This is a genomic window from Hyphomicrobium sp. (assembly GCF_051860585.1).
GTDB lineage: Bacteria > Pseudomonadota > Alphaproteobacteria > Rhizobiales > Hyphomicrobiaceae > Hyphomicrobium_C.
This window is the reverse complement of sequence record NZ_JBHYDS010000007.1, coordinates 138,233-155,389: the sequence shown is the minus strand read 5'-3', so window position 1 is coordinate 155,389 and position 17,157 is coordinate 138,233. Positions and strand designations below refer to the sequence as shown.

The following is a 17,157-nucleotide window of genomic DNA, read 5'->3' as shown; positions in this document are numbered from 1 at the left end:
CAGCGATAATGTGCGTTTTTCTCTAGAAATCGTGATGGATGGGCGCAGGCCCGCGAAAGAAAATTGGCACGTTGCGAACGGGCAGGAAGCCGGCAAGCGCGGAATACGAGTGTGCCTTTTGTGTTTCACACGCTCTCGGGAATCCTCAGCAAAAGCACGAAAAGTCGCTTTCGTGGACCGACCGGTCTATATTGACCTCCGAAGGATTCGCTTGAAGGGGAACGCATGTCACACATAAAAAAATGCGGATTGATTGGTCTTTTTGCTGCTGCATCGGTGGCGTTCGGCGCGAGCGCCGGCTCAGCGGCTGATCTGGGAGGCGCCTGCTGTGCCGACCTTGAAGAGCGGATCGCAGAGTTGGAAAGTTCGGTCGCCAGCAAGGGCAACCGCAAGGTCTCGCTCGTCATTTCGGGCTGGGTGACCGAGCAGGTCGTGAGCTGGGATGACGGGGTCGAATCCAACACCTACGTCACAGGTCTCGGAACCGCCTTCGCAAGCAACGTCAATTTCAAGGGCCAAGCGCAGGTCACCAAGGACGTGTCGGTCGGTTACGTCCTGCATGTTGAGATCATCACCAGCGACGTCTACACGACCAACGCCAGCAACCCGAGGGGCGGCGCGGCCCTCTCTGGAGGCGGCCCGAATTCGTTGCAGGTGCTCTATTCCTATTGGTTCGCTCAAAGTGAGACGTACGGCCGCGTGAGTGTCGGGGTGAACTCGCCGGCGGATGACAGCGCGGTGGTTGCCCTTGACAGTTCGGGCACGCTGCAGGCGGCGTATTGGGTCGCCTACGACGTTTTCGGTTTCAACGTTCGTGGAAACTTCGCTCCCGGCGATTCGCTGATTTGGGGCAACGCATCGTCCTGCCGCGGCTATGGCGGCGGTCCGGGCGATTGCAACGGCGTGCCGCTTAACGTGATCCGCTACGATTCTCCCGTCATCGCCAACTTCTCGGCATCGGCGTCGTGGGGTGCTGATGACAACTGGGCCGTAGCGCTCCGTTACATCAATACCAAGTTTGGCGACATGACCGTGAAGGCGCTCGCCACCTATTCGGAGACGTCGGACGAGGCCCAGGGCGCACCGGTGGGCGGAAATCTCGAATACACCCAGGCGAGCGTCTATCTTCAGCACAATCCGTCAGGCTGGTTCGCGCACGGCGCCTGGGGTCATATCGACCAGAACGTGAACCCGCAGAATAACCCCGCGTCAGATACCTACTACATCAAGAGCGGTATACGCCTGAAGCCGCTCCCGATCGGCGCCACCATCCCCTACGGCGAGTATCTCAAAGCGAAAGATAGTGCGTTTATCGTCAACGACAGTGGAACCCCGGGCGATTCGTCGGACGACGTCGCGCGAGTCGTTAGTGGCTCCGAGGCGACCTTCTGGGGCTTCGGTGTCGCGCAGGAGATCGATGCGGCGGCCATGACGGTGTGGTTGCGCTACCGCGAGCATGAAGTCGATGTGCCGGGCGTTCAAACACGCGACATGTCGACGATCGTGTTCGGCGGCTTCATCAACTTCTAAATCTGCGCGCGTAGCCTGTAATCGAACGATTGGCCCGGACCGCTTGGCTCCGGGCCAATTTTTTTTGCCGCCAACATCCGTATCATTGCAATTCGACACCCGGAAATTGCTTACGTGCGTCCACGAAGCGTCGCTTCCGCGGAACATCTCCGTTGCAAAATTGGGTCTTGCCTCTTGCGCTCTGTGCAATTTCGCCGCATGATGGACCGATCGATACAAAACGTCGGCCGAGACCGGCGAACATGCCCCCGGAGGGAACGTCTATGCTGAGGATGGTGGTCGTTAATGGCAGCCCAGGTGCAGTTTCGCGCACAGGCGTGCTCGTGAACGCCGTTGGCGATGCCATAGCCCGCGTGTTGCCGGTCGAGCGGCACAACATGGCGCTCGCAGAGTCTGCAATCGACTTCATGTGCGGCCTCTCGCGTGACGAAATCACGACGAAGGGCGAATGGATGATGCGCGAAGTCGAACGCGCCGATATTCTCGTGGTGGGAACGCCCGTCTATCGCGCGAGCTACACCGGGGTGTTCAAGCACTTTTTCGATCTTATCGACAAGGATGCGCTGCGCGGGCGGAAAGCGGTTCTTTGCGCCACTGGCGGATCCGCGATGCATGGCCTGATGCTGGAGCATCAACTGCGCTCGCTCATGACCTTCTTCTCGATGCACACCATGCCGACCGCACTGTTCGGTTTGAATGAGGACTTCCAGGACGGCCGCGTCGTGAGCGCCTCAATGCTCGAAAGGGTCGATCGCGTGGCTGGTGAACTTTCGACTTTGATGTCGGAAAGCCGCGTTCTCCTGCACGCATGACGATGGCGCCGTCGGGCGCAGCGCAAGATTTATCGGCCGGTAGCAGATCCGCAAGGAACTTGTTCGCCAATGCCGTGAGCAACACAGATGTCGCATGCGCGGCGTCCAGGCATCCAGATCGTTTATAAGGTGTCGTGATGAAATCCAAATTCGCCAGTCCGATGCGGTTTGCGCATTGGGTTCCGAACGTCAGCGGCGGCCTTGTCGTGAGCAAGCATCCGCAACGGACGGACTGGAGCCTCGACTACAACATCAAACTCGCGAAGATCGCCGAGGAAGTCGGCTTCGATTACGCGCTGACCCAAATCCGGTTCATGGGCAATTATGGCGCTGAATATCAGCACGACTCGCTGATGTTTTCCGCGGCACTGCTGGCCTGCACGGAACGAATTAACATCATCACGGCGATCCTTCCCGGAATTTTTCATCCCGGTGTCATCGCGAAGCACGGCGCAACCGCCGATCAGATCTTCAACGGCCGCTGGTCGATCCATGTCGCGAGCGGCTGGTACCGCAAAGAGTTCGACGCGCTGGGCGTGGAATGGCTCGAGCACGACGAGCGCTATGTGCGTTCGCAGGAGTTCGTCGAGATCCTCCGGGGTGCTTGGACGACCGACAATTTCTCGTACGAAGGCAAGTACTGGAATATCAAGGATTACACGCTCAAGCCGAAACCGCTGGCGCTCCCGGACCGGCCGATGCCGGAGGTGTTCCAGGGCGGAAATTCAGCGGCCGCGCAGCGAATGGCAGGCGCTGTCTCCGATTGGTATTTCATGAACGGCGATACGCTCGATGGCATCAAGCAGCAGATGACGAATGTCACGAAGCGGGCCCAGAGTCACGATCGGCGCGTCAAGTTCGGATTGAATGCTTTCGTCATCGCGCGCGAGACCGAAGCGGAGGCGCAGGCGGAGCTTGAGCGGATCATTGCCGCGGCCGACAACGTGGCCATCTCGGGCTTCAAGGAGAACGTCAAAGAGGCCGGCAAATCCAGCAAGGAGGGCAAGGGCATGTGGGCCAACTCCACCGAGCGGGATCTGGTCCAGTACAACGACGGCTTCAAGACGAAATTGATCGGTACGCCCGAGCAGATCGCAGAGCGAATTCACAAGTTCCGCAAGATGGGCGTCGATCTCATCCTATGCGGTTTTCTGCACTTTCATGAAGAAACGCGCTTTTTCGGCGAGCGGGTCATTCCGTTGGTCCGGGAGCTTGAGCGGGCCGATCCGCCAAAGAGACTGGAAGTATCCCTGCAGTGATCCGTCGGCAATAGCCTCCGACCGGGAAAAAAATCATGAACTTCATGCTTACGCATTCCATGTCCGACCAGATGAGCACGACCGAGGAAATCATCGAGGAAGCCCGGGCGGGCCGATGCTTCATCCTTGTCGATGACGAGAACCGGGAGAACGAGGGCGACATCGTCGTTCCCGCCCAGTTCGCGACTCCAGGTGTCGTCAACTTCATGGCGAAACACGCGCGCGGCCTGATCTGCCTGGCGTTGACCACTCAGCGCGTCAACCAGCTCAAGCTCAGTGCAATGGCGCAGTCCGAGATCGGCGGGCTGCAAACGGCTTTCACGCTCTCCATCGAAGCCAAGACGGGCGTGACCACCGGAATTTCATCGGCAGATCGTGCGCGAACGATTTCGGTCGCGATCAATCCCGAATGCCGTGCGAGCGACATTGTTACGCCGGGGCACATCTTTCCGCTTATTGCCCGCGATGGCGGCACGCTTATGCGGGCAGGACACACGGAAGCGGCCGTCGACGTTTCTCGCATAGCCGGTCTCAACCCCGCCGGCGTCATTTGCGAGATTATGAACGACGACGGCACGATGGCGCGCCTGCCGGATCTTCAGAAATTTGCTCAGTTTCACGGGATGAAGCTCGGCACGATCGCCGATTTGATCGCCTACCGGTTGCGGACCGAGCGTCTCATCACACTCGTCGCGTCATCGGGAATTCATCACCCGAGCTTCGGCGAATGGCGGTTGCTCATCTACGCCGACACGGTCGAGGGCGCGGAGCACATCGTCCTCGTCAAGGGCGACATGAGCAAACCGGGTCCGACGCTGGTCCGCATGCACCGGTCCGACCTGGTCGGTGACATGATTCTCGCCCGCGAAGGCGAGGGCGTCCACGGGGCAATGCATAAAATCACACGCCGTGGACGTGGTGCCATCGTTCTCATCAACGATGGCCGGCCCGGTTCGCTGTCTGCGCGGATCCGGAACGGAAGCCCGCACGCGCGTCCCGACCCGCAACTTCGCGACTACGGGATCGGTGCCCAGATCCTGCTCGATATCGGCGTTCGCGACATGGTCATGCTTTCCAATCGCGAACAGACGCTGGTTGGTATCGAAGGCTATGGGCTGAACGTGGTCGGCCAAGAAACCATCTAGGTTTGGAAGATCTAATGGCTGCGCGTTTCGCAGCATGGAGGAGTGCTCATTAAATGAATACCTGCCCGATCAAATCCGCTGCTGCACCTTCCGGCCCTGTCGACGCGGAAGCATTCCGCGCAGTCATGCGGCAGCTCGCCGGCTCCGTGACCGTGATCACCACGGAAAGCGACGGCCAACTTCACGGTTTCACGGCGACCGCCGTGTGCAGCGTGTGCGCGACGCCGCCGACGATCCTGATCGTGGTCAACAAGTCTGCCCGCACGCATCCCCATATCGATCGCCGGGGCGTTTTTGCAGTGAACATTCTCGCCGCCAATCAAAAGGGCATCGCGGAGCACTTCGCCACCAAGGGCGACGACCAGTTCAGCCTCGTCGATTACACGCTCAGCACGAGAGGCGTTCCGCTCATCAACGATGCGGCTGCCCATCTCGAATGCGAAATCGAGAGCAGAGTAGAAGTCGCGACCCACACGATCTTTGTCGGACGCGTGATCGGCACCGATGCCGAATGCACCGCGCCGCTGATCTATCACGATGCGCGCTACGGCCAGGTTGCGCATCTCTAATTGAAGCACGAGTTTGTTTCCGGGGCGTAAGTCGACGCAAGTCGGACACGCCGCTGCCGATCATGCTCTGCGGCCGGAAGTCTCATTGGGAGGGGATGACTATGGATTGGCGGTCTAGGCTTTCGGCGAGCAGCCGATGGGTCGAAGGCGTCGTCGTTCACGGCGACAAGCGCGGACGCTTGTTGGGATTCCCAACGGCAAATATCGTGCTTGACGCGAGCGCAAGCGTGTCCTTCGGCGTCTATGCGGTGCGCGTTCACGTCAATGGGCGCATTGAGAACGGTGTGGCGTGCTATGGCACGCGTCCTCAGTTCGACGATGGTGCTCCACGTTTGGAAGTTCACATTCTGGATTTCGACGAGGATATTTACGGCGCGCACTTGGTGGTGGAACTCGTCGCGTTCCAGCGCGCTGAAACAACATTCGCCGATGTTCAAGCTCTCATGGACCAGATGTCGTGCGACTGTGATGACGCGCGGGCGGTGTTGGGTCGCAAATATCGGGACGAGAAGACTGAAGCGCGCGATCAGGCCGCGATGACGCCGGCGTGGTGACGGTCTCTTGATGCGCCTCAAGCGCGGTGCGGATTGTCTTTGATCCTCGGGCAATTGCGCACTGCCGGCGATGATCCCGGATCCACTCGGTGTGGCCAGACTTCGCGCTCGATTCATTAAAACCGCTCGTCAGACCGAACGAAATGGCGTCAGGCTTTTGACTCGATATGTACCGACTGATACATACAATAACGAACTCGGTGGACGGTCGCTCGAAATTGGGAGAATGCGGTGTCGGAGGATAGCAAAGGTGCGATAGCGCTTGGGATCGATCCCGATGAGCCTTGCCCCTGTCAGGAGGGGATGCGTCCGGACGTGGATCTTGGCCGCCGAAAGCTGCTGTTTTCCGCAGTCGCAGCGACTGCCGCCGGAGCCGTCATGGCCCGCCCGGCGTCGGCTGACAAAAAGGACGTGCCGCCGGGAGCGACGCACTACGATGTCGCGGAAGATCCGACCAAGGAGCCCGGACGGGGCGTCCACGAGGACAAGGGTTATGGAACCCGCTCCCAGTTCGAGACTGAGGTGCGAACGAAGGCCGACAACGCCAGCGACGTAACGTCTTGGACGTTCACGCCGCTGGCCGCGACACTCGGCAATCTCACACCCTCGGGCCTTCACTTCGAACGCCACCATGGCGGCATTCCGACGATCGATCCCGCGCGCCATCAGCTCTACCTGCATGGGCTGGTCGACGTTCCCAAGAAGTTCACGGTCGCGGAACTGAAGCGTCTGCCTTCGATCACGCGAAAGTATTTCATCGAGTGCTCGGGCAACACGCTGGGCGAGTGGGCCAAGCCGACCGGCAAGAAAGTGGAGACCACTCATGGTCTGCTCAGCACATCTGAATGGACCGGCGTTCCTTTTGCCACGCTCGCGCGAGCCGTCGGCCTGAAGGAGACTGCCGCGTGGGTGCTTGCCGAAGGTTCCGACGCCGCGGTGATGACGCGCAGCATTCCGATGGAAAAGATGCTGTCGGACGCGCTCATCGTTTACGGCCAGAATGGCGAAGCGCTCCGGCCCGAGCAGGGTTATCCCCTGCGTCTCGTGCTTCCTGGCTACGAAGGAAATACTCAGATCAAGTGGCTGCGGAGGCTGCAGGTCAGCGACCGCCCGTTCATGACGCGGGAAGAGACGTCCACCTATACGGACCTTATGAAGGACGGCCGTGCGAAGCTCTATACGCTCGCAATGGACGCGAAGTCCGTCATCACGTTTCCGTCCGGCGACATGCTGCTGCCGAAGCCGGGCGAGTATTTGATCGGCGGATTTGCGTGGACAGGCCGCGGACGCGTGCAAGCCGTCGACATATCGCTCGATGGCGGCCGCACGTGGGCACCGGCCAGGATCGACAACGTGGCCGAGCCGATGTGCACCGTGCGCTTCAGCTATCCTTGGATCTGGGACGGCAGGCCTGCCGTCCTGCAAAGCCGCTGCATCGACGAGACGGGATACGTCCAGCCGACGCGGGCGGAGCTGCTGCCGCTGCGCGGTTTGAACGCGGTCTATCACTATAACGCGATCCAAAGCTGGGCCGTGGCTGCCGACGGGAGTGTCACCAATGTCCATGTGTAAGGCGATCGCCGCAGCACTTGTTCTTTGTGCGTCGGCCGCCGCGTCGCAGGCGGGCGAGCAGACATCAGGCGTCGGCACGCCGGTGAGTGCGGAAGAACTCGCGAAGTTCTTTGCGATCCAGCCGGGCGGCATCGGCCTTCCGGCCGGCAAGGGGACTGTGTCCGAGGGCCGGCAGACGTACGCCGACAGATGCGCTGCCTGCCACGGTGAGGAGCTGGAGGGCATCAAGGAAATGGCGGGCCCCGCCCTGGCTGGCGGCCGCGGATCTCTTGCAACAGACAAGCCCCTGAAAACGGTCGAAAGCTACTGGCCCCAGGCGAGCACGCTTTACGATTATATCTGGCGGGCCATGCCGTTCGATCAGCCGGGGTCGCTGACCGCCGACGAGGTCTACGGGCTCGTGGCCTACATCCTGTCCGAAGGAAAGGTGACGACGGGCGATAAGCCGATGGATGCAGATGCGCTGTCCAAAGTCGTGATGCCGAACGCAAATGGCTTCTATGTCTCGTCAGGTCCCGATCTCCAAATCTACAAGGCGCATGCCGCGCCCGCAGAGAAGAGGATGGAAAAATGACACTCGCGTTAGTGAGAGATGGGTTCGAAGGTTCGCGCATCAGAGCAGCCAGGCCCGGTGGGATCATGGAGCGCACGATTGCCACGATGATTCCTATCGCGCATCAGGGACGGGAGGTGTCATTCGAGGCGGTTGCTTACAAGGGCGAGGAGGAAACGGATCAACTCCTGGTGCTTGTCAATCGGCAAGGTCACGGTCGCCCGACCGCGACGCCGCTCGTGCGGCTTCATTCCGGCTGCGTGACCGGGGACATCTTCCATTCACTCCGCTGCGACTGTCACGCGCAGCTGCAACTGGCGCTTACGAAAGTCTGCGAAGCTCCACTCGGTGTGATCGTTTACTTGCCCTACCACGAGGGCCGCGGAATCGGCCTGTTCCGGAAGATGGAGGCGTACGCCCTGCAGGACAGCGGCGCCGATACGGTCGACGCCAATGTCGACCTCGGCATGCCGATCGACGCGCGCGACTACAGCCTCGCCGCTCACGCGCTCGCCGATCTGGGATTGCGCGAGGTGCGGTTGCTGACGAACAACCCCGCGAAAATGCGGGCGCTGATGGAAAACGGCATACGCGTCACCGAGACAGTTCCCTTGGTCACCGAGCCGAACCGCCACAATGCGCGCTATATGAAAACGAAGCGCTTGCGCATGGACCACACGTTCTAGTGCCGTGGGTTCCGTAGGGGGCGTCGCCTATGCGCTCTCGTCCTGCATGACCGGTGCGCCGGCCGTCAGATCGCTATTTGCGAGGTTTCAATTCCGCAATGGCGACAGTCATTTCCGCGAACACGTCGGCGATGTCATTGGATGACCGCTTGCCGCCCGGCTTCAGCCAAAGGAAGCTGTAGAAGTACATTCCCAGGATGCCCTTGATCGCCACTGTGTCCAGGCTCCGGAAAACCTTCTTCCGTTCGCCGTCGCGGAGCGTTGCCTCCCAGATGTCCTGATAGGACTGATGCAGCTCCGATACGACCTTGTGGCGATGCCCCGTCAGGCAATCGGCCTCCCGGAAACACACCGTCATCTCGTGCAAGTTTGCGAAAATCGTACTCATGAGCTGGCGGCTCAGAATGTAGATTCGCTTGGCGGGATCCGGCTCGTTTTCAAGTGCCTCGCGTCCGCTCACGACGAGATTTTCGATGTAGCGCACGACGATGCTGAACAGCAAATCCTCCTTGCTGCTGATGTGATAGTAGAGCGCGCCGCGGCCGAGCTTCACGGCCTCGCCGATTTCAGCCACGCCGACCGCCCGATAGCCGCGTGTCGCGAACAGCTCGGCAGCGATTTTCTTGATCCGCTCGTACTGCGGGACCGTGGGAACGATGTCATTAGCGTGAGCGTCGCCGTTCGGATCCCCAGCCGTCCAACGTTCGTATGGACTGTTCGGTACACGAGTGCTACTGTCGGCGGGCTCACGCTTGCGGCCCTGCTTCGATGGCGGCTTTACGACTGAGCGCGGCAAGGATTGCCTCTCGATGTTTTGACGCCTGCATCAAAGGCATCGGGTTGGAAGGCGCGGTATCTAGACCACGGCAGAAATCGAACGGTGCTGCAATTGAAGGTCACATACCACAACGCAGAACTTTGTAGCGCGGTTTCACGCCGAGTAACCGCGGGCGCATTCGCCGTTTCGGCGGAGGTTCCGCTCCCACTAAAAAACAACGATGGCCTCTTTAGTCTGCATGCGCCGATCTTAGGCCATGGCGGCCCGAGCAGCCACAAAAATCAATCAAAAACACGTTGCTGGCGAGAAGAGAAATGAACATTGAGTCGACCTGTGCCTGGGCAACAACGATCAAAGGCAAACCTGCCGTCGGAGCACACGCGCGCCGGTCGCGCCGAACGTCCGCCGAGGATATCCGCCGTTTCTCGGAGCTGACCGGCGACTACAATCCGCTTCACTACGACGCGGAGTTGGCTGAAACGTCCGTGTTCGGAAAAATCATTGTTCAGGGCGGTGTCACGTCCGGGCTGCTCAACGCGATCGTCGCCGAAGATCTGCCGGGGCCCGGCACGGTCTTTCTTGGCGTGAATTGGCGTTTCCTGCGTGCCGTTGGCGTGGATGAAACGATCACCGCTGAAGTGAAGGTGACTTCTGTGCGTGACGACAAGCCGATCTGTGAGCTCGAGACGACGATCTTCGATGAAAATGGAAACGCATGCCTGACCGGTTCGGCGACCGTTTACGTGACGCCGCTGCAGAAACGAGCCGTGGCGCACGACGCCGGCAACGCCGTGAGGGAGCAAGCGAAGTGAACTCCCAAGTGATGGTTCACGATCTTGCCGTGGGGCGCTGGCGCATTCTGGGCCTGCTCTCCTTCGCGATCGTTCTCTCGATGACCACGTGGTTTTCCGCAACCGCGATCGTATCGGAGCTCCGCGCCGTTTGGCAGATGGATCCCGCCAGCGCGACATGGCTGACCAATTCGGTGCAGATCGGCTTTGTCGTCGGCGCGCTGGGCGCGAGCCTTTTCAATCTTCCCGATGTGCTGTCTGCCCGAACGCTGATGGCGTCGTCGGCATTGGTCGCGGCGTCCGCAAACCTGGCGCTGCTTGTGGCGCCGGACGCCAACACGGCGATCGCGCTCAGGTTTATAACCGGCGTTGCGCTCGCCGGCATTTATCCCCCGGCGCTCAAGCTGATCTCGACCTGGTTCGTCAAGGGGCGCGGCCTAGCGCTCGGATGCATCATCGGCGCGCTCACGCTCGGCTCGGCGTTTCCGCATCTTTTGCGTGCGGTCATGACCACTTTGAACTGGCACGTGGTGGTCGCCGCGACATCGGCCATGACGCTGATCGGCGCAGCCCTGATGCTGAAATTTGCCGTCGAGGGCCCCTTTGCCTATGCGAAGGCGACGTTCGATCCGCGGCAGATTGGAAGAGTGCTTCGAAACAAGCCGGTCATGCTGGCGAACGTCGGTTACTTCGGCCACATGTGGGAACTCTACGCAATGTGGGGCTGGTTCCTCGCATTCGCCACGGCCGCCTTCAAGCTGCGCGACATGGACGCGGCGACGGCGTCGCTCGTGACGTTTGTCGTGATCGCGGCGGGTGTCGTCGGCTGCGTCCTGGGAGGGGTCGTTGCCGACCGGATCGGACGAACGGCGACCACCTCCATCATGATGACGGTTTCGGGTCTCTGCGCGCTCGCGATCGGCTTCACGTTCTCGGCGCCGCTCTGGATTTTCCTGCTGGTTTCGATCATCTGGGGCGTGTCGGTCGTCGGCGATTCCGCGCAGTTTTCGGCCATCGTGACGGAAGTCGGCGAGCCGTCGTTCGTCGGCACGAGTCTCGCGCTGCAATTGGGACTCGGCTTTGCCCTAACGGTTGTCGCGATCCGGGCAGTTCCGATGTTCGAGACCTACATGGGGGGCTGGCAGTGGTCCTTTATCATCCTGGCGCCTGGGCCTCTGATCGGAACCATCGCCATGCTGATGTTGCGGCGCCTACCCGAGGCGACGAAAATCGCGCAAGGCAAGAGGTAGCGTCTCGGCCCGGTGCCGCACGGGCTGATCGCACGTGTGAGGCAATCGCCGCGCCTCGCCTCGCCAAATCATCGAATTGTTCTCCTTCAACGACACGCTCTGGCGGCGTGGTGGCCGACATTGCGCGCCATGCAGCGTCCCGCTAGGGCCGGCTGCCGACGTGCGCGTAGCTGCTCATAAACAACGGCCCGCCGCGTTTTGTCGGAATCCTCCGTAAAGGGACTTGCTCAGTCCGTAAAAATAATATCACTATGTACCGTCCGATACAAAAGTGTCTGGCGACGCAATTGCCGTGCTCCGTTGACTTTCGACAACGGTTGGCAACAAGGCGGTTGCGGCATCAAAATGATAAGAAGAAGGGGGAGACAAAATGACAGCAGAGGTCGCGCCATTCGGGCCCGGTGAGGTCGCAGCGCCATTCCGGCCCGGCGAAGCCGCCAAGGGGTTCTTCTGGATCTACGGACTTTCAATACTTTCCTGCTTTTTGGTCAATCATTGGGTCATGTCGCACCCAATTGGGCCGTGGCAGGGCGAAGACATAGCCAAGTCATTCTGGCTTGATAACGTAAGCTGGCAAATCTTCTCGGCCTGGTGGGCCTGCTTTTTTGTAGTGTGCGGCTTCTGGCCGTTTAATGGCATAGAAAACAAGACGTTACGCGGCATCGTCGTTGTTGCCGTTTCGTGGGTCCTGGGATGGTGGAGCGCAAAGCTCATCTTCCTGGTCGGTCCAGGCGTGGACGGAATTTTCCCATTGGTGGGCACGACGTGGTTTTTGCTGGCGTTCTTTTGTTTTGCCGGCGGCAATTTTCTCGTGTCGAAACTGCCGCCCGCCCGGCAGTTTCTCGTGCATCTGCTGCTCTTCGCCGGAATGACCTATCTCATCACGCATTCGGCCGTGAAATGGGTGCCCGCGTGGTGGTTTCCGTTCTTGCTCGTCGGTCTTGCGACCGGAACGCTGCCCTATCTGACGCGCGGCATTCCCCAGCCCGGCAAGGCTGTCCTCATTATGTCGATACTCTTTGCAGCCGCAGCGCTTTGCTTCCAGATTTCTGGCGTTGCGGGGCTCTGGGATTTTGACAAATCGCCGATCTCATCCTTCTGGTCGATGGGGCACTTTACGGAAGATTCTTTCTGGCTCCTCGTCTTCTTCACGGCGACTTCGATCAACTATGCGATGCCGATCATCACGCACAACTGGCCGTTTTCGCGCATCGCCATGCCGTGGGGCGGGCTTCTGGCGTGCCTGTTCTATCTTGTTCTCGACGTGATCGTGGCGAGCTTGCTCGTCAAGCTCATCGGACCCGTGTTCGGAAGCATGGAAGAGCTTCTGACTTACGCCTACATGGGCGTGAACTGGTCGCTTGTTATTCCGCTCGTCTTTGGAATTGGACTTTCTGAACCGTACCTTTGGGCGGGCCAGAAGACTCCGGGAGAGTGGGACGACGTTGCGTGAGTGTTCCTCCGCTCATGCCACGCTGACGGACGCCCGGTGCAGCACTCACCGGGCGTTCGCTTTTCCGAGTTACGCGATAGTCGCCGGTCGGGCAACGGAGCGGCAGACCTGCATTCACCATGGAGCTGGATACGGTGATGCAAGGCTTGCCGGGAGGGACTACCTCGCCTCGCCGGCATTTTCGCAGGCCTCGCGCAGGATGAAGGGCGCGCCGGCCAGAAACGCGCGTACGTCGTCTTCGATGATCTGCGATTGGTCGCGGTGGGTGCGAACGCCGTAGATGAACTTGCGGATGCCGAGATAGAAGATCATGCCGTGGAGCGCCCAAAAGGCCTCCTCTTCCCGGGCCGTGATCGGTACGGATGCGAGCGTGGGCAGGCCGAGGGTGGCGCGCAGCTCCCCGCATGCGGGCCGGATCATCTGCGTGCGGATGAGCGACACGTACCTGTCGGTCATCGGGTGGCCCTTCAAGCCCGCGAACATAAAGATGCGCATCCATTGGGCATCGAATATACGCTCCGCGTATTCCCGATAGAAGCGGATCAACCGATCCTCGAGGCGTTGCGTGCGGTCGGCAATCAATGCTTTCCAGCCCGGGTCCCATCGGGACACGAAGACGTGTTCGTACACACGCTCGATGAGCGCTTCCTTGCTCGGGAAATAGCGGAAGATCGCGGAGTGGGTGATCCCCATCGTTTTGGCGAGCTGGCGCGTTTGCCCCTCAAATCCATATTCGGCGAAGAATGCCGCCGCCGCTTCCACGATCTGCCGCTCGCGTTCTGCGGCGGGGAGATGCCGTCGGGTTTGCTCCGGATGGGATGGCCCGGCCTTCCGCGTCATTTGTGACCGATTGGTCATTTGTCGTTGACTCCCCCGAGGCCCCCACCTAACTTTGTGACCACGTGGTCACAACATAGCGAGACCGGCCGCCGTTGTCGACGGTTACGGAACGCGACAAAGGAGAGAGTGATGACAACCGAAATTCGCGCGTTCGCGGCCAAGTGGGACCAGCTGTTTAGCGCCGGCGACGTCGCAAATCTGGAAGGTCTCTATGCGTCCGAGGCAAGCGTCGTTCCTGCCGGCGGCGCGCCTGCAAAGGGCCCGAGCGAGATCGGCAAGTTTTTTGCCGACATCAGATCCAAGGGACTTACCCGGCATGAGATCGCGGTTCAATCGGTGATCGAGCGCGGAGATACGGCGGTCGTGACCGGCACGTGGAGCCTTAGCGGCGTCGATGGCAGCGGCGCGGAACAGAAGTTTGGCGGCAACTGGGTCAACGTTCTCGGCCGGGCTGGCGATAGCTGGAAAATTCTGCTTCACACGTGGAACTGACGCTAGACTAGCTTCGACAGCGCCTCGTCCAGGAGTACGCCGGTGTCAAATTTTCGGCTCACACGCCGCGAAGCCATTGCTGCATCGGCCGCGGCTGGCGGCGCCCTTTTATGGCCCGGTGCACTGGCGGCGGGCGACGCATTCGCGATGGAGACTCATATGCCCCTGATCCGTGTCGATCTTTATGAAGGCCGCAGCGACGAGGAACTGACCAAGCTGCTCGATACGATGCACGCCGTCATGGTCGAGGCGTTCGAGGTTCCGGTGCGAGATCGCTACCAGATCGTCACCGAGCACCGTCCTTCGCGCATGATCATGGAAGATACCGGGCTCAACATCCCGCGTACGAAGTCGTTCGTCATGATCCAGGTCACGACACGGCCGCGTACGCGCGAGATGAAGGAAAAGTTCTACCGCCGTATGGCGGAGGAGCTCGAAAAAGTTTGCGGCGTCAAGGCGAGCGATGTGATGATGAACTTTGTCACGTGCACCGATGACGACTGGTCGTTCGGATATGGCCGGGCGCAGTTCCTGACCAAGGAGCTTTAAGGGCCTTCAGGTCTTGGCGCGATAGCCGACGCCGCGCACCGTTTCGATACGGTCGCGGCCGATCTTGGCGCGCAGATGGTGGATGTGCACCTCGACGGCGTTGCTTTCGATCTCTTCCTGCCAGCCGTAGAGCGATGTTTCGAGATCGCCTTTCGAATGGATGATGCCGGGGCGCTCAACGAGCGCGAGCAGGATCGCGAATTCGCGGCGCGACAGGTTCAAGACCTGACCGCTCTTGGTGGCGGACCGCCGCTCGGCATCGAGTTCGATATCGTGCCAGACGATGACGGGTGTTGCGCGGCCCACGGCGCGGCGGCGGAGTGCGCGCAGCCGCGCAGCCACCTCGTCGAGGTCGAACGGCTTGCCCAGGTAGTCGTCGGCGCCATCGTCGAGGCCACGGATCCGGTCGGCGACCGAGTCGCGCGCGGTGAGCAGAAGCACCGGAACTGTGTCGTTGCGCTGGCGCAGCTCGCGAAGCACATCAAACCCCGAGCCGTCCGGCAGCATGACGTCCAGCACGACGCCGTCGAATGTGGTGGTGGCGAGCGCTGCAAGCGCGTCGGCGCAGGTGCCCACGGCATCGGCGGAAATGCCGTGAATGCCGAGGCCCACCGTGAGGCCGTTCTGGAGGACGGCATCGTCCTCAACCACAAGAACGCGCATTGCGTGAACCCCTTCGACGTGCGATTGGCGGAAGCGTAGCCCGGTTTTGTCGCATTAATCCACTGCCGAGCCGCTTAAGCTTGCCTTAAGGTCGCGGCTGTCCTCTCCGTAGGTCAGACTCGCGCGCGGCGCGAAATGGGTCCTGTCATGAACTCTATCAGTGCGCGGCTGTTCACGCTCATCCTGCTTGCGACGACGCTTGTCTGGTCGCTCGGCATGGCGTGGATCTATTCCGGCAGCAAGAAGGAGCTGGAACGCGTGCTCGATGCGCGCCTCGAAGAGGCGACGCGGATGGTGAATTCGCTCATCGACAGCGCCGACTTCAATGTGACGAATGGCGTCTCCGGTGTGCGCGTGCCCAGCCGGTCCACCGCTCCGCTGTCCGGCGTTACGGATTTCAAGCTGGCCTGCCAGGTGTGGTCGATCGATGGGCGGCTGGTCGGAAAGTCGAGCGCGGCGCCAACCACCCAGCTCACGCAGTCGAACAGCGGATTTTCCAACCAGGACATCAACGGCACGCATTGGCGCGTCTATGCGCGCGAGGATCGCGAGCGGGGCGTGCGCGTTCTCATGGGCGACAACATCGCCCATCGCGAGCGGCTGGTGCGGGAGCTGATCTGGGGACTGGCGGGGCCCGGCATCGTCGTTCTCGCCGTGCTCAGCGGGCTGATCTGGGTCGCCATCCGCCAGGGGTTGGCGCCGCTGAGCCGGCTGACGCATATCGTGGAAAAACGCAGCGGCGACGAATTGGATCCGATCGAGATCGGCTCGACGGCGAACGAGATCCGGCCTGTCGTCGATGCGCTCAACGGGCTCTTGGAAAAAGTCATCGTTGCGCGCGAGCATGAGCGCAGCGTCACGGCGTTCGCGGCCCACGAGCTGCGCACGCCGCTCGCTGGCCTCCGCACGCAGGTCCAGATTGCACTCGCGACCGCGGATCCGGCCATGCGCGACGCCGCCCTCAAAAACGCGCTCGTCGCGGCCGATCGGACGACGCGAATGGCGCGACAGCTCCTGTCGCTGGCGCAGATCGATGCCGGTGAGGGGAAGGCCCCGCAGGAGTGGATCGACGCGGGCACGCGGCTGCGTGCGATCTGCGATGAGCTGCGCACGAAGGAGAATACCGCGCCCGCGACGGTGGACGACGTTCTCTACGGGTGCCGGATCAGGGTCAATTCGGACGCGTTTCATCTCGCGGCCCGCAATCTGACGGAAAATGCGGTCCAGCATAGTCGCTCGGCCGAACCGGTGCGGTGGACTCTCGTTGCGGCGGAGAATGGCTATGCGCTCGCGCTGGACGACGACGGGCCGGGGATTCCCGACGACGAGATCGGACTGGTGACGAAGCGATTCTTCCGGGGACGGCACAAGAGCGCCGTCGGAAGCGGGCTGGGGCTCTCCATCGTCGAAACGGCGCTCGCCAAGGATGGATTGTCGATGCGCCTGGAAAACAGGCACCCCGCGGGGCTCAGGGCGCACATCCTGATCGATGGGGCCCGGGTCGATCTGCAGGCGCGGTCGCGAGCCGGCAAGGCGCCGGACGGGGCGGTCTCACCGGTGTCGGTTTGACGCGCTACCGCTCATTCCCAGCGAACGCTACCCACCCTTAAGCTTGCCTTAATCTGGACTGTTAGAGGTCGCCTCGAGGGCGGGGTCGATTG

18 protein-coding genes are annotated in these 17,157 nt (G+C 61.0%); 15 read left to right on the top strand and 3 right to left on the bottom strand.

Features of this window, described 5'->3' with window-relative positions:
- Positions 1-225 precede the first annotated feature (225 nt).
- The 9 genes from ACTIFK_RS12910 to ACTIFK_RS12870 all read left to right on the top strand — a co-directional run bounded on the left by ACTIFK_RS12910 (position 226) and on the right by ACTIFK_RS12870 (position 8,680).
- Complete coding sequence (locus ACTIFK_RS12910; RefSeq protein ID WP_439543481.1) at positions 226-1,530, top strand: porin; 1,305 nt, start codon at positions 226-228, stop codon at positions 1,528-1,530.
- Between the two features lie 263 nt (positions 1,531-1,793).
- On the top strand, positions 1,794-2,342 hold the full coding sequence (locus ACTIFK_RS12905) for an NAD(P)H-dependent oxidoreductase (RefSeq protein ID WP_439543480.1): 549 nt from the start codon (positions 1,794-1,796) through the stop codon (positions 2,340-2,342).
- A 137-nt stretch (positions 2,343-2,479) separates the two neighbouring features.
- Positions 2,480-3,601, top strand: coding sequence for a dimethylsulfone monooxygenase SfnG (sfnG, locus tag ACTIFK_RS12900; RefSeq protein ID WP_439543479.1), 1,122 nt, complete (start codon positions 2,480-2,482; stop codon positions 3,599-3,601).
- Between the two features lie 35 nt (positions 3,602-3,636).
- The gene (gene ribB / locus ACTIFK_RS12895; RefSeq protein ID WP_439543478.1) at positions 3,637-4,746 is read left to right on the top strand and encodes a 3,4-dihydroxy-2-butanone-4-phosphate synthase; all 1,110 of its coding nucleotides are present in this window, start codon (positions 3,637-3,639) and stop codon (positions 4,744-4,746) included.
- Positions 4,747-4,799: 53 nt separating this feature from the next.
- Positions 4,800-5,315: a flavin reductase family protein gene (locus ACTIFK_RS12890; RefSeq protein WP_439543477.1), complete on the top strand. Its 516-nt coding sequence runs from the start codon at positions 4,800-4,802 to the stop codon at positions 5,313-5,315.
- Positions 5,258-5,869, top strand: a complete 612-nt coding sequence (locus ACTIFK_RS12885) for a riboflavin kinase (RefSeq protein ID WP_439543476.1) — start codon at positions 5,258-5,260, stop codon at positions 5,867-5,869. The genes ACTIFK_RS12890 and ACTIFK_RS12885 overlap by 58 nt, the downstream gene beginning before the upstream one ends.
- Positions 5,870-6,172: 303 nt before the next feature.
- On the top strand, positions 6,173-7,441 hold the full coding sequence (soxC, locus tag ACTIFK_RS12880; RefSeq protein WP_439543475.1) for a sulfite dehydrogenase: 1,269 nt from the start codon (positions 6,173-6,175) through the stop codon (positions 7,439-7,441).
- The gene (locus ACTIFK_RS12875; RefSeq protein WP_439543474.1) at positions 7,428-8,015 is read left to right on the top strand and encodes a c-type cytochrome; all 588 of its coding nucleotides are present in this window, start codon (positions 7,428-7,430) and stop codon (positions 8,013-8,015) included. The genes soxC and ACTIFK_RS12875 overlap by 14 nt, the downstream gene beginning before the upstream one ends.
- A 65-nt stretch (positions 8,016-8,080) precedes the next feature.
- Entirely contained in the window at positions 8,081-8,680 is a 600-nt protein-coding gene (locus tag ACTIFK_RS12870; protein ID WP_439543473.1) for a GTP cyclohydrolase II, read from the top strand.
- Between the two features lie 73 nt (positions 8,681-8,753).
- On the opposite strand, the gene ACTIFK_RS12865 is transcribed toward ACTIFK_RS12870, so the two are convergent.
- The gene (locus ACTIFK_RS12865; RefSeq protein ID WP_439543472.1) at positions 8,754-9,476 is read right to left on the bottom strand and encodes a TetR/AcrR family transcriptional regulator; all 723 of its coding nucleotides are present in this window, start codon (positions 9,474-9,476) and stop codon (positions 8,754-8,756) included.
- Between the two features lie 296 nt (positions 9,477-9,772).
- Here ACTIFK_RS12865 and ACTIFK_RS12860 point away from each other — a divergent pair, with 296 nt between their 5' ends.
- The 3 genes from ACTIFK_RS12860 to ACTIFK_RS12850 all read left to right on the top strand — a co-directional run bounded on the left by ACTIFK_RS12860 (position 9,773) and on the right by ACTIFK_RS12850 (position 12,952).
- Positions 9,773-10,270 carry a MaoC family dehydratase gene (locus ACTIFK_RS12860; RefSeq protein WP_439543471.1) on the top strand — a complete coding sequence of 166 codons (498 nt, stop codon included), beginning with the start codon at positions 9,773-9,775 and terminating at the stop codon, positions 10,268-10,270.
- A complete protein-coding gene (locus ACTIFK_RS12855; protein WP_439543470.1) occupies positions 10,267-11,499 on the top strand; it encodes an MFS transporter in 1,233 nt (410 codons plus the stop codon). The genes ACTIFK_RS12860 and ACTIFK_RS12855 overlap by 4 nt, the downstream gene beginning before the upstream one ends.
- 370 nt (positions 11,500-11,869) lie before the next feature.
- Positions 11,870-12,952, top strand: coding sequence for a hypothetical protein (locus tag ACTIFK_RS12850; RefSeq protein ID WP_439543469.1), 1,083 nt, complete (start codon positions 11,870-11,872; stop codon positions 12,950-12,952).
- 159 nt (positions 12,953-13,111) lie between these two features.
- Here the strand turns inward: ACTIFK_RS12850 and ACTIFK_RS12845 are convergent, their stop codons facing one another.
- Entirely contained in the window at positions 13,112-13,810 is a 699-nt protein-coding gene (locus ACTIFK_RS12845) for a TetR/AcrR family transcriptional regulator (RefSeq protein WP_439543468.1), read from the bottom strand.
- A 111-nt stretch (positions 13,811-13,921) separates the two neighbouring features.
- On the opposite strand from ACTIFK_RS12845, the gene ACTIFK_RS12840 reads away from it, so the two are divergent.
- Both ACTIFK_RS12840 and ACTIFK_RS12835 read left to right on the top strand, forming a co-directional pair.
- Entirely contained in the window at positions 13,922-14,284 is a 363-nt protein-coding gene (locus ACTIFK_RS12840; protein WP_439543467.1) for a YybH family protein, read from the top strand.
- Positions 14,285-14,443: 159 nt separating this feature from the next.
- Positions 14,444-14,833, top strand: coding sequence for a tautomerase family protein (locus tag ACTIFK_RS12835; protein ID WP_439543466.1), 390 nt, complete (start codon positions 14,444-14,446; stop codon positions 14,831-14,833).
- Between the two features lie 6 nt (positions 14,834-14,839).
- Here ACTIFK_RS12835 and ACTIFK_RS12830 read toward each other — a convergent pair whose 3' ends face one another.
- Complete coding sequence (locus ACTIFK_RS12830; RefSeq protein WP_439543465.1) at positions 14,840-15,496, bottom strand: response regulator; 657 nt, start codon at positions 15,494-15,496, stop codon at positions 14,840-14,842.
- A gap of 147 nt (positions 15,497-15,643) precedes the next feature.
- Between ACTIFK_RS12830 and ACTIFK_RS12825 the strand changes: the two genes are divergently transcribed.
- Positions 15,644-17,065 carry an ATP-binding protein gene (locus tag ACTIFK_RS12825; RefSeq protein ID WP_439543464.1) on the top strand — a complete coding sequence of 474 codons (1,422 nt, stop codon included), beginning with the start codon at positions 15,644-15,646 and terminating at the stop codon, positions 17,063-17,065.
- The last annotated feature ends 92 nt before the right edge of the window (positions 17,066-17,157 follow it).

Excerpts from the sequence above, each read along its gene's own strand:
- ACTIFK_RS12910 (WP_439543481.1), top strand. The coding sequence starts at position 226 with ATGTCACACATAAAAAAATGCGGATTGATTGGTCTTTTTGCTGCTGCA.
- ACTIFK_RS12905 (WP_439543480.1), top strand. The coding sequence starts at position 1,794 with ATGCTGAGGATGGTGGTCGTTAATGGCAGCCCAGGTGCAGTTTCGCGC.
- sfnG (WP_439543479.1), top strand. The coding sequence starts at position 2,480 with ATGAAATCCAAATTCGCCAGTCCGATGCGGTTTGCGCATTGGGTTCCG.
- ribB (WP_439543478.1), top strand. The coding sequence starts at position 3,637 with ATGAACTTCATGCTTACGCATTCCATGTCCGACCAGATGAGCACGACC.
- ACTIFK_RS12890 (WP_439543477.1), top strand. The coding sequence starts at position 4,800 with ATGAATACCTGCCCGATCAAATCCGCTGCTGCACCTTCCGGCCCTGTC.
- ACTIFK_RS12885 (WP_439543476.1), top strand. The coding sequence starts at position 5,258 with ATGCACCGCGCCGCTGATCTATCACGATGCGCGCTACGGCCAGGTTGC.
- soxC (WP_439543475.1), top strand. The coding sequence starts at position 6,173 with ATGCGTCCGGACGTGGATCTTGGCCGCCGAAAGCTGCTGTTTTCCGCA.
- ACTIFK_RS12875 (WP_439543474.1), top strand. The coding sequence starts at position 7,428 with ATGTCCATGTGTAAGGCGATCGCCGCAGCACTTGTTCTTTGTGCGTCG.
- ACTIFK_RS12870 (WP_439543473.1), top strand. The coding sequence starts at position 8,081 with ATGGAGCGCACGATTGCCACGATGATTCCTATCGCGCATCAGGGACGG.
- ACTIFK_RS12860 (WP_439543471.1), top strand. The coding sequence starts at position 9,773 with ATGAACATTGAGTCGACCTGTGCCTGGGCAACAACGATCAAAGGCAAA.
- ACTIFK_RS12850 (WP_439543469.1), top strand. The coding sequence starts at position 11,870 with ATGACAGCAGAGGTCGCGCCATTCGGGCCCGGTGAGGTCGCAGCGCCA.
- ACTIFK_RS12845 (WP_439543468.1), bottom strand. The coding sequence starts at position 13,810 with ATGACCAATCGGTCACAAATGACGCGGAAGGCCGGGCCATCCCATCCG.
- ACTIFK_RS12840 (WP_439543467.1), top strand. The coding sequence starts at position 13,922 with ATGACAACCGAAATTCGCGCGTTCGCGGCCAAGTGGGACCAGCTGTTT.
- ACTIFK_RS12835 (WP_439543466.1), top strand. The coding sequence starts at position 14,444 with ATGCCCCTGATCCGTGTCGATCTTTATGAAGGCCGCAGCGACGAGGAA.
- ACTIFK_RS12830 (WP_439543465.1), bottom strand. The coding sequence starts at position 15,496 with ATGCGCGTTCTTGTGGTTGAGGACGATGCCGTCCTCCAGAACGGCCTC.
- ACTIFK_RS12825 (WP_439543464.1), top strand. The coding sequence starts at position 15,644 with ATGAACTCTATCAGTGCGCGGCTGTTCACGCTCATCCTGCTTGCGACG.